The sequence below is a fragment of the Nonlabens ulvanivorans genome (genome assembly GCF_000732625.1).
Taxonomy (GTDB): domain Bacteria; phylum Bacteroidota; class Bacteroidia; order Flavobacteriales; family Flavobacteriaceae; genus Nonlabens; species Nonlabens ulvanivorans.
This window is the reverse complement of record NZ_JPJI01000026.1, coordinates 199,021-216,398: the sequence shown is the minus strand read 5'-3', so window position 1 is coordinate 216,398 and position 17,378 is coordinate 199,021. Positions and strand designations below refer to the sequence as shown.

The following is a 17,378-nucleotide window of genomic DNA, read 5'->3' as shown; positions in this document are numbered from 1 at the left end:
AAAAAGATTTATGAAAAGATTTTTGGATATAATAGTAATCGTTGTAAAATGGTTAATTCGTAGAAAACGATTATATCGTATTGCTGGTTTTGCTAGTGTAACATATATGTTCATTGAGTTAAATAATGCTGATATTCCAACAGAGGCGGAACCTAATTATGCAGAAATCGGCGAGAAATATGGTGAAACTGTAAAAGCTATATCTGGCTGGCTTGTAAATAAGTTTGGAAGTGGAATAAATTGGTTGGGTATTGCTGTAGCCCTGATAATATTGTTGATTTGTTTACTTATAGAATTTAATGTCTTAAAACCTCAAAAAGTAATTAACGCAAAGAATATCTTTTCTGGTTGGTTCACAATTAATATTCAAACTAATCATTATGACAAAGAATAAAAGTGTTTTTTCGGGATGGTTTCAATTAAATATTATTAACAACTTTAAGATATTCAGAAAACCATTTAAAATTACAAATGAGTTTTTTGAGGAGTTACATACAAAACACTATTCTTCTGAATTCACCTTTAAATATAACGAAAACCTATTTGTAGATCAAGACAAAAATTCAGGTCAAGCTTTAATAAATGAAATACTTTTAAATCAAGCGCATTTTGGCTATTTATCAAATGAACTTAGGGTTCTTAAAGAATGGATTGAAGATTTTAAAAAAGAGTATACTAATCTAAAGAGCTTACTGAAAATAGAAAAAATTGAATTAAATCAAAATTCAAAACAGTTTGTACAACTCGAGTTTTTATTAAAAACCTGTAAAAAATTACTATCTAAGATTGAGTCGAATGAGAGAATTATCGATTCTGAAAAATTAACACTTCCAATTCAGCTTAATTTAATTGATAATACAAATCTTAAAGTTTCGGAAGGTTTTAATTTTCAAAGGCTTAAGGAATACGGTCAAGAACATCGTTTTATAGAGTATGAACCTACGGATAGTTTTTCCGTTGTGATTGTATTTAGAAGGTTATCTGAAATCGTTAACCAAATAGCAATCGTTAATGGATTAATTAATCAACAAAAAAGTAATCAATTAAAATTTATCCATGGTAATGCAGGAATGGGCAAATCCAATTTTTCAGCATTTATTTATAATGAGTTAACTAAAAAAGAAAAACCTGCAATAATTATTAGTGGAAAATCTTTTAGCGGAGATCCAGATAGTTTTGATAAAATTTTCATGAATAATCTTTTAATACCTGATAATTATAGGATAGAAGAAGTTTTGAAAAAGCTCAATAAATACGCTAAGAAAAATAACACACGTGTATCTTTAATTTTTGACGGTTTAAATGAAACTAGTTACGCAAATGAAGGTTTTAGTCAAATGTGGATCAAGAGCTTGGACTCTTTTGTAGAGACACTTAAGTCTTTTCCACACTTATATTTAGTAGCAACATTGCGTACCTCATATATCCCTAGAATTTGGGCAGATAATAATTTACCTTATGAGCAGATTGAACTTAAAGGATTTGACGGAAGTAAATTAAATGAACTAATTCAAAAATATTTTATTGATTATAAAATAAATACAGATATTTTAATAGAGTCTGATAAATTCTTTTTTAAAACACCTTTATTTCTCGATCTGTATTGTCAAATGCTAAATGGAGATAAAGCTAACATGGTTGACCCTTTATTGGGCTTAGAAGGTTTTACACAAGTGTTTGATATGTATGTTTCTAATTTATCAAATAAGACATTTCAAAAATTAAACCTTCCAACAGTAGATCAAGTTTCTGATGGTATAGCTCTTGTTTCTCAAGCAATGTTAGATGAAATAAAAGCTTATGTTCCAAAAATGGAATTTTTTGAAAAGATGCAAGGGAGATTTATTGATAATATCGTAGGCTCTATTGGCTATGAAATATTGCAAGAATACTTGATTTATTTAGATGAAAATAAAGACAACAGAGATGTTGTCGTACATACACAGGAAGAAGTTGGAGGATATTTATTAGCGAATAGATTAATAGAGACTTATGACAATGTGGATGCTATTGTAAATTCAGAATTTTTCCAAAATTTTATTTTAGGTAATTCTGGATCGTATCACAAATTAAAAGATGATATTTTAAAATTCTTAATAGCCAAAAGTGAAGCCAGTTCTTTATTGTTTACCGATTATATCTCTCTCGACGTTGTTAAGAAATTTACATTACTAAATTTACAAAGATCTAAACAATCAGATAAATATCAAGAGTTCGTTTCATTGCTTAAGGAAGCTGAGTTTTCAATAAAAGAAATAAGGACATTAATAAATGACACTTCGATTACATTTTACGATTTAGACTCTAATATAAACTTCCTTTTCATAAGAGATGTGTTGACCAAACTTTCAAATTATAATTTAGATTTTACTTGGACATTTCATATCTACAATAATCATTATGATTATAATGAGTTCTTACTCTACTTTATTAAAAACTCAGATGAATTAGAAGGAAATGAAAAGGATTCTATTATTATAGAATTAGTTATATGGCTGAACGAGACAACGATAAGAGATTTAAGAGATAAGAGTACTCGTTTTCTATTGCGTTATTTCTCCAATTATCCAGATTTGTTGTTAGGTTATATAAAGGAATATTCAGACTCTAATAGTTTCTACATCAAGGAACGATTAGCACTTGTATGTTATGGTGTCTGTTTACGTTTACAAAATGATAAATCATTTGTTGATAATCATTTGGGTGAATTGGGATCTGTTTTATATGATTTGCAGTTTGCAGAAGATCCAGAAAAACCAACATACAATTATATAGTTATTGATTCATATAAACATATAATTGATCTTTCAATTTTAAAGGGAGTTTTTGAGTTAGATAAAAAAAGTTTAGCAAGATTACGTGAATATCATTTCGTTAAAAATGATTGGTTTGAGATTGATGATCAAGATAGAGAATTAGTTGCTTCAACAAGTCAATGGCATTTAAGTCCAAATCCAGATCCATTAGCAGGAGATTTTGTTCACTATACTATACCGAGGTTAGATAATTTAAATCATGAATCTAGATTAGAAAATACAGCAAATATTTATAAAGAAATTCTTAGACTTGGATATGTAAGTGAAGAAGAAGGTTTGTCTAAAAGAGAATACTCCTTCTATAAAGGATCTAATATAATTGGCGTTAATAAGAAGATTGATCGTCTTGGTAAGAAATATTCGTGGATGGCATATTTTAATTATGCTGGTTATTTACTTAGTCAAAATAAATTGGGTGTGTGGAGCAATTATGGAGGCTATGACAAATATTATGAAAGATTAAGTGATACAGAAATTGAACCTAGTTATGATGTTCATGTTAAAATCGATAATAAAGTAATAGAGACTAATTTTTTTATCAACCGCAAACCGGGCGATAATACGTGGATATCTGAAACTAATTATGACATTTTAAGTTCTTTATATAATAAGGATGAATATACTTTGTTATCTGCATTTATAGATCAGAAATTAGACGAACAATACAACACAAGATCATGGATACAGGCAAACTCTTATTTCGTTAATAAAGATCAGGTTTTAGAATTTATAGATCAGATTGAAAATAGAGAGTTTGATTGGAAATTTGAATTGCATGGAGGCGAGTCCATTTCTAACGTTTACTTTGGTGAATTATATTGGGCAGATACGATACCGGTAGCTCATAAAAGTAATCACAATATACCGTTGACAACGGTAAATGAAGAAGTCAAGGAACCAAGCGTTTTTGATACTTTGATGTCGCAAAGATATAATCGCGAGGATATTGAAATTGATACGGATGAAACGGTTTATGAAAACTGTAATTTTGATTATCAAGCAACTTTAATGGATTTCTTATGGGAAACAGATTCTAAAGAAATTACATCATTAAGGTGTGACATTCCTGCTGTTAATTTAGGGAAACACTTAGACTTAACGGTAGATTCTGCTAGAACAAAAATATTAGATTCTAATCTTTCCGAGTGTTTTAAAGAATATTATTCTGAATATGGACTGAACTCAGAAAACTTTCATTATTTCAGGACTGATTTATTAGAGAAATACTTAAAGGAAACAAATCAACTATTGATGTACCAATTGAAACAACATACTTATGATCAAACAACTAATAGCCCTTCTGGACATTTCAGAGGAATGCAATTTGTTTTTTCAATTTTGAATAGATAAATAGAAACAAATGAGCAACCTAAAAAACAAAATAGAAGCATCAGATAAAAATATTAATGATCTACTCAAAGATCAAAAATTTTATATTGATTATTTTCAAAGAGAATACCGCTGGGAAGAAAGGCACATGGTGGCATTAATTGAAGATTTAACCACCACTTTTTTAAATCATTATCAAGAAGATCATGAACGACAAGAAGTAGCAAATTATCCTAGTTATTACTTGGGCCCAGTAGTTTTTAGTGAAAGCGAAGGTCGAAATTCAATTATAGACGGACAGCAACGTATTACTTCAATTACTTTACTATTAATTTACTTACAAAATCTTCAAAAAAATAGTGAAGTAAAAGTGCCTATTTCTAATCTAGTGTTTTCAGAAAAATATGGTGATAAGTCCTTCAATATGACTGATGAGGATAGAAAAGTGATTCTTAAATCTTTATATGAAACTGGAGAATACATTATTAAAGAAGATGAAGACGCTACAGTAATTAATATAAGTGCTCGTTATGAAGATATCCATAAAAATTTCCCAGAAGAGCTTCAAGAAGAAGCTTTACCCTTTTTCATAGACTGGTTAATTGATAAAGTAATTCTAGTAAAAATAAAGGCATATTCTGACGAGAATGCCTACACGATTTTTGAGACGATGAATGATCGAGGTATGAACCTGACTAGTAGTGAAATGCTAAAAGGATATGTTCTATCCCGCATTCAAGACCCAGAAAAACGTAGCAAGCTCAATGAGCTATGGAAAGAGCAAATGCTCAATTTTCAAGAATGGGATAAAGATGCAGATCAAGAGTTTTTTAAAGCATGGTTTAGAGGTAAATACGCACAGTCTATTAGACCTGGTAAAGCTGGATCAGAAAATCAGGACTATGAATTGATCGCTACACGCTTCCATAATTGGTTCAAGGATAATCATATGGAATTGTTTGGTTTAAAGTCTAGTGATGATTTTTACTCTTTTTTCACAACTGAATTTGTTTACATGGCTAAATCATATTTGTTATTATATGAAAATGCTAATAGCTTAAATGATATGTGTCCTCATGTATTCTACTCATACCAGTGGCGCATTGCCGATAGTCTTTCAGATCAACTCTATCTTGCTGCACTTAATCCAGAAGATAGTGCAGATGAACGTTACAAAAAGTTAGATGTAATAGGTAGATTTCTTGAGGCCTATACCGTTAAACGTTCAATAAATTATAAGAAGTTTAGCGCCTCGTCAATACGATATACGTTCTTCAATTATATACGTCAAATTAGAAATCAATCCTTACCAGAATTAAGTAGTTCTTTGAAAGGTTTTTTAGATGAAATGGATCAAGACCTTAATGCTGTTCAATTTTTTAGACTGCACGGTCAAAATAAACGATTTGTAAAGCATTTATTGTGTAGAATAACCAGTTACGTAGATCAAGAAACTGGAAGAGCAACAAATTATTTAACTTATGCAAGACCTAAAGGCAAGAAATATGAAATCGAACACCTATGGGCAGATCATTTTGATAGATATGAGCATGAATTTGAGTACATAGAAGAGTTTAGAGAAAAACGTAATTCTATTGGTGGATTAATTTTAGTTCAAAATGGAACTAATCAATCTTATGGTGATGATCCTTATGAGCAAAAATTGCTTCATTATCTGAAAGAAAATAATTATGCTCAGACATTACATCCAGAATTTTATGTGAAAAATCCTAATTACCGTAATAGTTCCATAAGCGATTTGAATTTTGTTCCTCATGAAAGTTTAAATCGAAACGATATAGATCAAAGAGCAATTTTAGTGAAAGAACTTTGTGAACGTATTTGGGACAATTCAAATTTCATTCAAAATTAATTTTAGTTTTTATTAATTGTTGCCTTTAATTTAAAATGAACAGAACATTAAAAAAAATAATAGCGAGAGAGTTCCTTTTTTTAATAGGAACAACGATTCTTTTTTTCCTTATTCTATTTGTTTGGATTTCAATAACCGAATCAAATTATGACAAACAAAATGAGATTAAAACAGAGATTGAGATATTTGAGAAAAAAAATCAATCTGTAAACAAAGAACTTTTGAAACTGGTTTATGGAAAATTATCAACTGAAGCGACTTATGATGAATTTGTAATTGATTTCAAAGAATCTTTAGAACTACAAAAACTATCATATAGTAAATTAGAAACTGAAGCGGATTTTAATAGTTTTTTAAAAGATGCTTTGGGAGAAAATGAAATAAAAAAAGCAACGGAATATAAATCATTAGAAACAAAATTGGAAAAGACAAAAAAATCAATCTTCAATCATAGTGTTAGTGAAGATGACGTTTTCCGATTTGGACTGACTTTATTTTTAATATTTTTTATTTTTCGCTATTTGATTTACGGAACAAAATGGAGTATTAAACAACTGAAAGAATAAAAACTAATGGCAACAGCGTATAAAAATAATTGCTATTTTGTGCTTAAATAGAGGTAGTTAGGTATTTGCTACATCTGATTTTCCGAAGGAAAATCCTCGCACGCAAACACGCAACGATTCTTATACAAAACCGATAAGTAAAGATACAGATATTTTATGCATAGCAAACTAAACGAACAAGCTCTAGAAGCAGCCATCGAAAAACACCTAACAGGAACTTCTCAAGAAGAAATTAAAGCACAAGGTTTGTCGGTAGATAGCTTTCGCGAAAGCGGTGAAATCTATAGAACTGGTAAAGGTTATTATATTGGTCAGCCTTCTAATTTTAATGCACAGTTTGCCATAGACGAGCAGTTCTTTTGGGATTTTTTAGAAACTACTCAAAAGGTAGAGTTAGAAAAGCTACAAAAGCAAAACGACTGGAAATTAAAAATTCTAAACCGTTATGATCGTTTGGTGAAAAAGTATGGTATTCTGTATCTGCTTAAAAAAGGCTTGCAGGTAGATGATGCTCATTTTACGCTGTTTTATCAATTGCCGCTAGCCAGTAGCAGTCAGCATGTAAAAGATAACTTTGCTAAAAACCGTTTTAGTGAGACCAGACAATTGCGTTACAGTATAGACAATCCGCGCGAAGAAATAGACATGGTCCTGTTTATAAATGGTTTGCCTGTGGTAACTATGGAGCTTAAAAATGCATGGACAGGTCAAAATGCTAGAGTGCATGGGCAACATCAATATAAAACCCAGCGCGATACAAAACAGCCCTTATTACAATTTGCGCGTTGTGTGGTACATTTTGCAGTAGACACAGACGAAGCATACATGACCACGAAGTTAAATGGGAAAAACACCTTTTTCTTACCATTTAATAAAGGGAATAAACACGGTAAGGGCAATCCAGAATTACCTACTGGTGCCATAGGACATCGTACGCAATACCTATGGGAAGAAGTATTTACTAGAGAAAGTCTAGCAAATATCATTCAGCATTTTGTGCGTTTAGATGGTAAGAAGAAAGATCCTCTACAAAGTAAGACTTTGTTTTTTCCACGATACCACCAGATGGATGTGGTACGCAAAATTATAGAAGATGCTAGTATCAAAGGTGTAGGACAAACGTATTTAGTACAACATTCTGCCGGTTCTGGAAAATCAAATTCCATTACATGGGCAGCTTATCAATTGATAGAAACCTATCCAGTAAATAGTAACGTACCAGGCATTACAGATGTGCAAAGGCCATTGTTTGATTCGGTCATCGTTGTGACAGACAGACGACTATTAGACAAGCAAATAAGAGATAACATCGCAGATTTTTCTGAAGTTAAAAATATTATCGCTCCAGCATATTCCTCTGCCGAGTTGAGAAATAGTTTAGAGCAAGGCAAAAAGATTATCATCACTACAATTCAAAAATTCCCATTTATAATTAATGGAATTGCAGATTTAAGTGACAAGCGTTTTGCAGTAATTATTGATGAAGCACACTCTAGTCAAAGTGGATCTGCACATGACAATATGAATAGAGCCATGGGACCGCAATATACAGAAGACGAAGCTGGAGATGCTCAAGATAAAATAGTACAAGCCATGCAGTCGCGAAAAATGCGTGGAAATGCGAGTTATCTAGCATTTACTGCAACACCTAAACCTATTACTTTAGAAAAGTTTGGAGTACCTCAGGAAGATGGTAGTTTTAAACCGTTTCATTTGTATTCTATGAAGCAGGCTATTGAAGAAGGTTTTATTTTAGACGTGTTAGCAAATTATACAACTTTAAAAAGCTATTACGAGATAGAAAAATCTATTGAGGAGAATCCGTTGTTTGATTCTACAAAAGCGCAAAAAAAATTACGTGCTTATGTAGAGCAACATCAACAAACGATCAATACCAAAGCAGAAATAATTCTAGACCATTTTATTCCTAAAATTGTCAATCAGAAAAAGCTAAAAGGTAAAGCTAAAGCGATGGTGGTAACGCAGAGTATAGAGTCTGCGATACGGTATTACAAAGCCTTACAATCTATTTTAAAAGATAAAGGACATCCTTTTAAAATTGCAATAGCCTTTTCTGGTAGTAAAGAGGTTGATGGTATAGAATACACAGAAGCCGAGATGAATGGCTTTGCAGAAAAAGATACTCGTATTAAGTTTGATGAAGATGAGTATAGAATATTGGTAGTTGCCAATAAGTATTTAACAGGTTTTGATCAACCTAAATTGTGTGCGATGTACGTAGATAAAAAGTTGCAAGGCGTACTAGCCGTGCAAGCCTTATCACGTTTAAACAGAGCAGCAACCAAGTTAGGCAAGAAAACAGAAGATGTATTTGTACTAGATTTTTTCAATTCTTCTGCCGATATTAAAGCATCATTTGATCCTTTTTATACAGCAACCTCATTAAGTGAAGCTACAGATGTAAACGTGTTACACGAGTTAAAAGAAGTGCTAGATGATGTAGGTGTTTATGAGTGGAACGAAGTAGAAGATTTCAACACTAAATTTTTTAATAAAGAAGACGCACAAGTGTTGAGCCCGATTATTGAAAGTGCTGCCGAACGCTTTATTCATGAATTAGAATTAGAAGATGATGATAAAGCTGATTTTAAGATTAAAGCCAAGCAGTTTGTGAAAATCTATGGACAAATGGCATCTATCATGTCTTTTGAAATTTTGGTTTGGGAAAAACTATATTGGTTCTTAAAATTCTTGGTTCCTAAATTACCAATAAAGAATCCAGAAATCGATGCTTTAGACGAGCTCTTAAACTCGGTAGATTTATCTACATATGGCTTAGAGCGAGTAAGATTGAATGAGAAAATCGGTTTAGATGATTCAGACAGCACCTTAGATCCTCAAAATCCAAATCCAAGAGGAGCTCACGGATCAGAAGAAGATAAGGATCCATTAGATTTAATTATCCAAAGCTTTAATGAACGCTGGTTTCAAAGTTGGGAAGTCACACCAGAAGATCAACGAGTGAAGTTTATTAGTTTAACAAAATCCATACAGGCGCATCCAGACTTTGAATCTAAATATTTAAATAATTCTGACGAGCAAAATAAAAGTATCGCTTTTGAAAAAATCATGAATGACGTGATGTCTAAGCAACGTAAACAAGAACTAGATCTTTATAGGCTGTATGCTAAAGATGATGCATTTAAAATAGCTCTGTTTGATACGATGAGGCGTATGGCGAGTGTTGGACAGTAATTAAAGCAGAAAATTTAACGACATCAAAAAAGCGCATACCTATCAAGTATGCGCTCGTATTACCCCTGAAAATTAGCTTTATGCTAACTTCAAATCAAATTTAAAATTTGTGGCTTAATTTAAATTACGGTTTCCCGTAAGGACTGGATAATAATTATATAAGTCCTAGATCTTTTACAATACCTATAAGGTGTATCGCGTTATTTGCTCTAAATTGTAATTGAAGTTTTGCTTGTTTTTTTTCAATGGAACTTAGGCTACTAGGTGAAATGCCATGATCTTTAAATTGTTTGCTTATCGCTTCTTTAGACTGACCTGATGCTAATAAAGATAATAGTTCAATATCATAATCATTGATCTCTAGATGGTTTCTAGGATTTAAGGCTTGTTCTACATGCGCAGAGAGAAACTTGTTTTTTTGATCTACAGCGAGTATAGCATTGGATAAATCTTTTAAGCCATCTCTTCCTTTACACACAAAGGCATTTACCTTTATGGAGTTTATTAAATAGCGTACTTTTTGTAAACGATCTTCTACAGAATATACGATGATAGGAAAGTCTGGATATTCTTTACGTAGCTGGGCTGTGAGTTCTTCACCAGAAGAATACTTTTGTTTACGGTGATCTGTTTTAAAATTAAGATCTGTAATGAACAAATCATAAGGCTCTCCTTTTTTTATAGCACTTTTAATCTCAAGATAAGCGTCATCACAATACTGTACTTGCTTCACTTTTGTAATACCTACTTGATCTAATACAGCAAGAACACCTTGATTAATACTGCTATAATCGTCTGAAATTAATACCTTTTTAAACATTTCCTAAATCATAATTATGGCTTTAAAGCCTTTTTCTATTTCTGACTCAAAAGTAATTGTTCCATTAATGGAATGAATACGGTTTTCCGTATTTTGAAGACCATTTCCTTTAATCAGCGTTGTTCCCTTACCATTATCTTTATAGGTTATGATAAGTGATTTTCCCTTTTGTTCAAAGCTTAAGATGACGATACTGGCGTTGCTATGCTTTTTCATGTTAGTTAATAGCTCTTGTAATACTCTATAAAGCGTCCCTTTTTGTACATCTTTTAAATGTTCCCAATGGATCAGTTGAAGCCCTTTTGTAATTACATTAACTTGGTCATCTTGATAACTCAAAAAGAGATCACTCAGCAACTCTGTATAAGGAAGATCAAGGTTAATGGAACTGTTTTGTTTAGATATATCTCTGGTTCTATGGTAAATATTTTCTAGATTATCTAATAGTTCCTTGTTTTGCTCTGTTCCTGTCTGTAATTGGGTCATCACGTGGTAGACATCATTTGCTACTTCATCGTGAATTTTTCTAGAAATTCTTGTTTCGGTATGATAAACCTCCTGTAATTTTTCTCTTTTGTGCTTGTACTTTAAGATAAAATAAATGGAAACAGAAGCTAGAGCAATTAATAATAAGAGATACAACAATCGCTCACTGAATAATTGACTTTTTTGTAGGTCTTTTTCTTTCTTATCATATTGATATACATAGTAGTTAAAGTTATTGCGTTGCATTTGCTTTAAAGCACTAATGCTATCGTTAACTGCTACATATCGTTTTGCATATTGTGGTTGACTAGTTTCTATTTTCAGTCGTAATGCACTTTGTAAGTGTTCGGCATTATTGTTTTTAAGAGCGAGTCGTAAAAAATCATCTGAATATTTTGACGCAGATAACGTATCTTTTATTGAGTAATAAAATCTAGAAAGATGATTATAACTCGAACTTAAATCATAATTGTATTTATTCGTTTTTCTTATTTCCAACGCTTTTAATAAACCACTTTCGGCTTGAGGTAAGTTTAGTTTTGATTGTATAAAACTCATATTACTCAAAGACCTTGCAGTTTCTCTATCATTAGAAGAAGCAACTGCTTTGTCATAAGCTTGTTGGTAATAATCAAGCGCCGTTTCATACTCTTCTGTTGACTCATATACATGTCCTATATTATTTAATAGAACAGCCTGATGAGTTAATGTTGTCCCGCTAGTTAACGCCTCTTGATATAGATGGAGTGCTTGAGTATAATCCTTTCTTTCTCTATAAATAATACCTAACTCATTAATTATTCTCAAGTAACTGATATGAGTCCATTCTGTTTTAGTCTCAATTTGCTCTAATAGGTTTAAACTTTCTAGGTTCAACTTTTCGTTTTCAGAAGAATAGCCTAGTCGCTTTTGAATTTCAGCAAGAAACTGAGTGGCATAAATTTCATTTGTAATACTTTTTTTATTGTTAGCATGCTTTGTTTTTTCTTTTGTAAAAAAGGTATAGGCTTTAGCAAGATCCTCTGGTTTAGTTGGGTTCGATACGATGCGAGTATAGTATGTTAAACTGTCGGTGACCTGGGCTCTAGAGAGTTGTACGGCTAAGATGGTCAAACAAAAAAAGAGGAATGAAGTTATGGTCGATTTCATTCCTCTAATGTAATAACTAAATTGAAAATATAGTATTAATCTCCGGTAACATCTTCCGGTGGTGGTGGCGGCGGTGGTAATTCAATGGTGCCCTCGTTCTCACAACACGCTTGTTTATCATTGGTGTCTTTTATGATACTATCTGGTGTACATGATATTAATGTAGAAATGAGGATTCCCGTAAACACTATTAATGTTATTTTTTTCATATTTGAATGATTTAAAATTGGACAATAGTGTTGCTGTCCGAGATTTTCTCAGAGAATTTCAGTTAGCAACACTTGCTATAATTTGAAGAGCTTCCTCTTCAATGGGAAGTATGGACATGCAAGAGTAAAAGAGATAATTACTTCCCAAATGGTTGTCTCGTTTTACAATGCAACTCCATGGTAGAATTGATTTTCGCAAGCCCTATTGCGAATAAGGCGGTAATTAATTCTGATACAAATAAAGAGCTGTCTTTAAAATATGATTGGAAGTGTCATGGAATTGATTAGGAAACTTTATAGAAATAGTTTTCCAGAAAATTTCCGTGATTAAAAAACTGAATATCAGCGGTATGAATAAGATTTTAATATTACACGCTTTCGCGAAAGCGGAACAAGAAATAAAGAAAAGAGGTGTGTTAAAGCCTTCTTTAACTCAAATGGCCACCGAATTATCGGCTTTTATTGAAGAGAAAGAGAATTTTATATTGGGTGAAAGGAGTTTGAGAGATTACCGAGGCGATGCACTGAAGTTAAATGATGATGAAAGTGATATAAGCATCAAACAAATCGCTGTGATTAATGGTCTATGTCAATACTTAGGCTTTCATAATTATCAAGAATTTTTTCAAAATAAGAATTCTAAAAGAATAGAACCTCAACCCGATATGATAAAAAGCAAACCCAATTATTCTCAAGTTGTAAAACTTTTTATCGCAGCGAGTACTATTGTCTTCATAGCTTTTTTAATATATAAATACTCTCACAGGCAACGCTGGATGGTGTGGCAAAAAGACCATTATGTTGAAGTAAATTTTGATGCCAAAAAATATGGTGTGCGTAATCTTAAATTATATAAAGAAGATCGTGTTTTATCTTTTAATAAAGTAAAAGTGAGCTGTGACACTATTTTCTTTAATAATGATAATAGCGTTCGTTTCTGGTATGGAAAGAATAAGAATAAAGAAATAGAATATTTTACAGATTTAGGTCTACATCCCGAAACAGGTAAGACCTTAAAGCCTATAACGGATTACATGATTAACAAATATGTATGTATTGATTAATTCCTTAAATAAAAAAGAGGAAAGGAATAATAATTAAATCCTTTCCTCTTTTGTGACCTATTTTATAGGACATTAATCCTCGAACTCAATCAATTGGCCAGATACTATAACTTTATACTTTGTGATAAAAAATATTCCAGATGTTTTTACTTCAACCACTTCATTAATTATGGTTCTAGAAGTACCTTCTAATTTTGCAGATGCTAACATATTTGCTTTGGCTTCAGCCACCAAGCCATTTTTGCCTAATCCTCCAAAGCCCAAAATATAGGAAGCCTCAGCTTCTCCTTTTACTATTTCAATAACTTTAAAATTATTTTGAGTAAGTACTACTTCAGTGGAGTTCTGAATATAGTTTTTGGGAATACCATGGTGTGTTGCACAGCTAGTTAGAAATAATGCGGCCATTAAGAAGGTTAATAAATATCTTTTCATTTAATAAAGTGTTTAGTTATTGCCTACTCCTGGTTCAAGTCGTTTTTCAGCATATTCCGACGGACAGGCAAACATAATTTTACAATGAAATATTTTCTTACGGATTTCCGTAATTCACGATATTTTTTTCTTGAAAAACTAGTAGGTTCTCATAATGTGAAGGCATTAATAAGAAGAAAATAATAGTAGTTGTTATCGATAGTGCTTCGAGAGTACTCAAATAAGTTTAAGAGGTAAAACTTTTGTCACACACCACAATCACCTCTACATTTTAAGATTTTGAAGTGTCTGATTCTAACTTTTCAAGGTTAATATTGCATTTTAAAATTGAATTGCGAGGCGTCTATGAGCGAACTGGAAATCCCCATAACCGAGATTGAGAATTTTATTTACTGTCTAGAGGTCGTTCCCGATGCCGCTTCTACTGATACGACTGAGGTGCTTACCATACTAGAAGATATGGCACTGCAGCAACAAATTACTAGTATCTATAAAGCTTGTGATACCATTGAAGATCTAGAAGATAGTATCAATCATTTACTATATGATGACCATCATTTTAAAGATTATGAAATGATTTATCTGGTCTTACCTGGTGAGGCTAACAATATATTAATCAATGGTTACTACTACAGTATCGAGGAAATCGCAGAGCTTTTTGAAGGTAAAATGGATGGTAAAGTCATACATTTTGCAAACAAAAAACTACTAGACCTTACTGATGAGGAGTCACAGTATTTTCTTGATGTCACTGGTGCCAGAGCCATTTCTGGTTATGGAGTTTCATCGGCTCACATGACCAGTGCATTTACGCTAGATCGTTTGTTTTTCAGTTTGTTCTATGAGAACGATGATTTAAAAGAGGTCGTGGAGCGCTTGTTTTATAAGCAGTATAAACTGTGTCAACTGCTGGACTTTAGGTTGTATTATTAGTCTGTTGTGATCCTTAGTTTTTTTGAAGACGCTTTCGCGAAAGCGATATCCATCAATTACATAAAAGATAGTACTGAATAAATACATTTAAAAGGGATGTTGCTATTCTTACTTCCCAATACAGAACTGACTAAAAATATTACCCAACAATTCATCATTAGTAATCTCACCAGTGATAATGCCTAAGGACTCTGCCGTGGCGCGTATGTCAATAGCTAGAAATTCACTAGAGATGTCATTTTCTATTCCTTCTTGAACTTCTAGTAAAGAGCTATAGGCTTGCTGTAAGGCATCATAATGTCTAGCATTGCTCACAATAGTATCATCTTGTGATAAAGCACCACTTTTAAAACTACTAACCAGTGCTGTTTTTAATTCGTCCACACCAGCACGAGACTTGGCACTTAAAGAAATTAGAATCGTCTCTGGTGACTTTGAGTTAATTTGTTTGGTGATTTCAGCATGTTCTAGACCGGTGATTTGATCTATTTTATTGACAATTACTACTAGTGGTTTGTCTGGAAATTTCTCTCTTAAAATCTGTATGCGCATTAAGCAATGCATGATTCTAGGTGCCGTATTTAGCTGTGTGGCGTCTAGTAGATATAACACTAGTTTAGACTGTTCCGCTTTGGCATAAGAACGCTGTATTCCCATACCTTCAATGGTGTCTGTCGTTTCTCTTAATCCTGCAGTATCTATTAATCTAAAGCGTACGCCATCGATATTAATTTCATCTTCTATAGAGTCACGAGTGGTACCAGCAATATCACTTACGATAGCCTTTTCTTCATTAAGTAAAGCATTGAGTAGGGTAGACTTACCTACATTAGGTTCACCTACTATCGCAACAGGAATACCTGTTTTAAGTACATTTCCTAGTGCAAAGGAGTCGATTAACTTACGCAAGGTTTGCTGACTTTCTGATAATAATCTTTTCAAGTCTTCACGATCTGCAAAGGCGACATCTTCCTCACTAAAGTCTAATTCTAGTTCTATCAAGCTGGCAAAGTTGAGCAGTTGACCTCTTAATTCCTTAAGCTCACTAGAGAAGCCACCGCGCATTTGTTGTAACGCAATTTGATGTGCCGTCTCACTTTCACTAGAAATAAGATCTGCAACAGCTTCTGCCTGATTGAGATCCATTTTTGCATTTAAAAATGCTTGTAAAGTGAACTCACCAGCGTTTGCCATACGGGCACCGTTTTTAAGGCATACCGCAATAATCTCTTGTTGTATGTATATAGAACCATGGCACGATATCTCAACAACGTGCTCGCCTGTGTAAGATCGTGGTGCGTTAAATTTAGTAAGCAGCACTTCATCCACCATGCGATTACCGTCATAGATATGACCTAAAGTAACCGTGTTTGCTCCTAGATTATGATATAGCTCTGATGTTGATTTGGAGTCCGCTTTCGCGAAAGCGGGAACAAAAATCTTACTTGCTATTTCATGAGCCTCAGAGCCTGATAATCTTACAACGGCAATAGCTCCAGAACCTGCTGGTGTTGCCAGCGCTACAATGGTATCGTTTTTATACATAGTACAAAGGTAAAGAGAAGCCAGCAGTTCTATCTTAATCCTATGACAATTCTTAAATTAAGATATTATTGAAACCTTTAATGGAATCTATTAACCAGTAATATTATAACCACCATCTACATGTCTTATTTCACCTGTAATGCGACTTTCTGGTCTAAAAAGGTGCGCAATTTCGTAGGCTAGATCGATAGGTAAAGCATTCCCCAGCGGACTCATTTTATGGGATGTGGCGACATCTTCTTCTTTTAGTGTTGCATTTCCTGCTTTACTTCCCATGTACGGTGAGAACCTTATGGCATTTACACGTATACCGTGCTTGCGTCCTAGCTCATCTGCTAGTTCTACGGTGATACGTTCTAAAGCGGCTTTGGCAATACTTATATTCCTATAAGGATGGAACGTCACTTTTGCAGCAGCGATGTAGCTTAGGGAACAAATAGAAGCACCAGATTGTAGGACGTCATGTTTTAAAAGATAGTGTGTTACTCTTATTAAGGAATAAGCACTTACATTCATGGTATCACAAAACTCATCTAGTGTGACGTCTATAAGTGGTTTTACTTCTTTTTTACGTATGGTTTTATCCATGGCAATGGCATGAAGAAATCCATCGAGTTTAATGTTGCGTGCGGCTAGTTCTTGAGCAAATGCTTCTATATTTTCATCGAGTGAAACATCTAGGATCTCCACCATGGCGTCTCCTAAAGAATTATGAACCGAGGATTTAAAATCTTCAAAGTTTTTATTTAAAAAGGACTTAGCTTTATCTGATAAATTTTCGTGAAAACGACTTACGCCTAGACCTGTACAAACGACCTTACCGCCATTATTAATAATTTCTTTTGCAGCATACATGGCTAGAGAATGCTCGTCTGCTATTCCTGTAATTAAAAAAGTTTTATTTGAGAACATCATGTGATGTGAAGTTTTAGTATTA

General features: G+C 32.9%; 13 protein-coding genes. 7 read left to right on the top strand and 6 right to left on the bottom strand.

The window, feature by feature from the left end:
* Positions 1–10 precede the first annotated feature (10 nt).
* The 5 genes from IL45_RS04795 (at position 11) to IL45_RS04775 (ending at position 9,800) form a co-directional block, all read left to right on the top strand.
* On the top strand, positions 11–394 hold the full coding sequence (locus tag IL45_RS04795; protein WP_036580989.1) for a hypothetical protein: 384 nt from the start codon (positions 11–13) through the stop codon (positions 392–394).
* On the top strand, positions 381–4,166 hold the full coding sequence (locus tag IL45_RS04790) for an NACHT domain-containing protein (RefSeq protein WP_036580987.1): 3,786 nt from the start codon (positions 381–383) through the stop codon (positions 4,164–4,166). Before IL45_RS04795 ends, IL45_RS04790 begins: the two co-directional genes overlap by 14 nt.
* Positions 4,167–4,176: 10 nt before the next feature.
* Entirely contained in the window at positions 4,177–6,018 is a 1,842-nt protein-coding gene (locus IL45_RS04785) for a DUF262 domain-containing protein (protein WP_036580985.1), read from the top strand.
* Between the two features lie 35 nt (positions 6,019–6,053).
* On the top strand, positions 6,054–6,584 hold the full coding sequence (locus tag IL45_RS04780; RefSeq protein ID WP_036580983.1) for a hypothetical protein: 531 nt from the start codon (positions 6,054–6,056) through the stop codon (positions 6,582–6,584).
* Positions 6,585–6,740: 156 nt separating this feature from the next.
* Entirely contained in the window at positions 6,741–9,800 is a 3,060-nt protein-coding gene (locus IL45_RS04775) for a type I restriction endonuclease subunit R (protein ID WP_036580981.1), read from the top strand.
* 154 nt (positions 9,801–9,954) lie between these two features.
* Here IL45_RS04775 and IL45_RS04770 read toward each other — a convergent pair whose 3' ends face one another.
* Genes IL45_RS04770 through IL45_RS15110 form a run of 3 tightly spaced genes read right to left on the bottom strand, consistent with a single transcriptional unit; the run spans position 9,955 to position 12,464 of the window.
* Positions 9,955–10,620: a response regulator gene (locus IL45_RS04770; protein ID WP_036580979.1), complete on the bottom strand. Its 666-nt coding sequence runs from the start codon at positions 10,618–10,620 to the stop codon at positions 9,955–9,957.
* A 3-nt stretch (positions 10,621–10,623) separates the two neighbouring features.
* Positions 10,624–12,255 carry a tetratricopeptide repeat-containing sensor histidine kinase gene (locus tag IL45_RS04765; protein ID WP_081866535.1) on the bottom strand — a complete coding sequence of 544 codons (1,632 nt, stop codon included), beginning with the start codon at positions 12,253–12,255 and terminating at the stop codon, positions 10,624–10,626.
* Between the two features lie 35 nt (positions 12,256–12,290).
* The gene (locus tag IL45_RS15110; RefSeq protein WP_160165387.1) at positions 12,291–12,464 is read right to left on the bottom strand and encodes a hypothetical protein; all 174 of its coding nucleotides are present in this window, start codon (positions 12,462–12,464) and stop codon (positions 12,291–12,293) included.
* A gap of 350 nt (positions 12,465–12,814) precedes the next feature.
* Here IL45_RS15110 and IL45_RS04760 point away from each other — a divergent pair, with 350 nt between their 5' ends.
* Complete coding sequence (locus IL45_RS04760; protein ID WP_146128653.1) at positions 12,815–13,528, top strand: hypothetical protein; 714 nt, start codon at positions 12,815–12,817, stop codon at positions 13,526–13,528.
* 72 nt (positions 13,529–13,600) lie between these two features.
* On the opposite strand, the gene IL45_RS04755 is transcribed toward IL45_RS04760, so the two are convergent.
* The gene (locus IL45_RS04755; RefSeq protein ID WP_036580971.1) at positions 13,601–13,963 is read right to left on the bottom strand and encodes a DUF6567 family protein; all 363 of its coding nucleotides are present in this window, start codon (positions 13,961–13,963) and stop codon (positions 13,601–13,603) included.
* Positions 13,964–14,308: 345 nt separating this feature from the next.
* On the opposite strand from IL45_RS04755, the gene IL45_RS04750 reads away from it, so the two are divergent.
* Positions 14,309–14,896, top strand: a complete 588-nt coding sequence (locus IL45_RS04750) for a DUF6642 family protein (RefSeq protein WP_036580967.1) — start codon at positions 14,309–14,311, stop codon at positions 14,894–14,896.
* Between the two features lie 108 nt (positions 14,897–15,004).
* On the opposite strand, the gene mnmE is transcribed toward IL45_RS04750, so the two are convergent.
* Both mnmE and IL45_RS04740 read right to left on the bottom strand, forming a co-directional pair.
* A complete protein-coding gene (mnmE, locus tag IL45_RS04745; RefSeq protein ID WP_036580965.1) occupies positions 15,005–16,441 on the bottom strand; it encodes a tRNA uridine-5-carboxymethylaminomethyl(34) synthesis GTPase MnmE in 1,437 nt (478 codons plus the stop codon).
* A gap of 90 nt (positions 16,442–16,531) precedes the next feature.
* Positions 16,532–17,356: an SDR family oxidoreductase gene (locus tag IL45_RS04740; protein WP_235183320.1), complete on the bottom strand. Its 825-nt coding sequence runs from the start codon at positions 17,354–17,356 to the stop codon at positions 16,532–16,534.
* Positions 17,357–17,378: the final 22 nt, after the last annotated feature.

What these genes read in the sequence shown, in the direction of transcription:
- mnmE (WP_036580965.1), bottom strand. Translation starts at nt 16,441, where the DNA reads ATGTATAAAAACGATACCATTGTAGCGCTGGCAACACCAGCAGGTTCT.
- IL45_RS04785 (WP_036580985.1), top strand. Translation starts at nt 4,177, where the DNA reads ATGAGCAACCTAAAAAACAAAATAGAAGCATCAGATAAAAATATTAAT.
- IL45_RS04790 (WP_036580987.1), top strand. Translation starts at nt 381, where the DNA reads ATGACAAAGAATAAAAGTGTTTTTTCGGGATGGTTTCAATTAAATATT.
- IL45_RS04770 (WP_036580979.1), bottom strand. Translation starts at nt 10,620, where the DNA reads ATGTTTAAAAAGGTATTAATTTCAGACGATTATAGCAGTATTAATCAA.
- IL45_RS04750 (WP_036580967.1), top strand. Translation starts at nt 14,309, where the DNA reads ATGAGCGAACTGGAAATCCCCATAACCGAGATTGAGAATTTTATTTAC.
- IL45_RS04780 (WP_036580983.1), top strand. Translation starts at nt 6,054, where the DNA reads ATGAACAGAACATTAAAAAAAATAATAGCGAGAGAGTTCCTTTTTTTA.
- IL45_RS04740 (WP_235183320.1), bottom strand. Translation starts at nt 17,356, where the DNA reads ATGATGTTCTCAAATAAAACTTTTTTAATTACAGGAATAGCAGACGAG.
- IL45_RS04755 (WP_036580971.1), bottom strand. Translation starts at nt 13,963, where the DNA reads ATGAAAAGATATTTATTAACCTTCTTAATGGCCGCATTATTTCTAACT.
- IL45_RS04795 (WP_036580989.1), top strand. Translation starts at nt 11, where the DNA reads ATGAAAAGATTTTTGGATATAATAGTAATCGTTGTAAAATGGTTAATT.
- IL45_RS15110 (WP_160165387.1), bottom strand. Translation starts at nt 12,464, where the DNA reads ATGAAAAAAATAACATTAATAGTGTTTACGGGAATCCTCATTTCTACA.
- IL45_RS04765 (WP_081866535.1), bottom strand. Translation starts at nt 12,255, where the DNA reads ATGAAATCGACCATAACTTCATTCCTCTTTTTTTGTTTGACCATCTTA.
- IL45_RS04760 (WP_146128653.1), top strand. Translation starts at nt 12,815, where the DNA reads ATGAATAAGATTTTAATATTACACGCTTTCGCGAAAGCGGAACAAGAA.
- IL45_RS04775 (WP_036580981.1), top strand. Translation starts at nt 6,741, where the DNA reads ATGCATAGCAAACTAAACGAACAAGCTCTAGAAGCAGCCATCGAAAAA.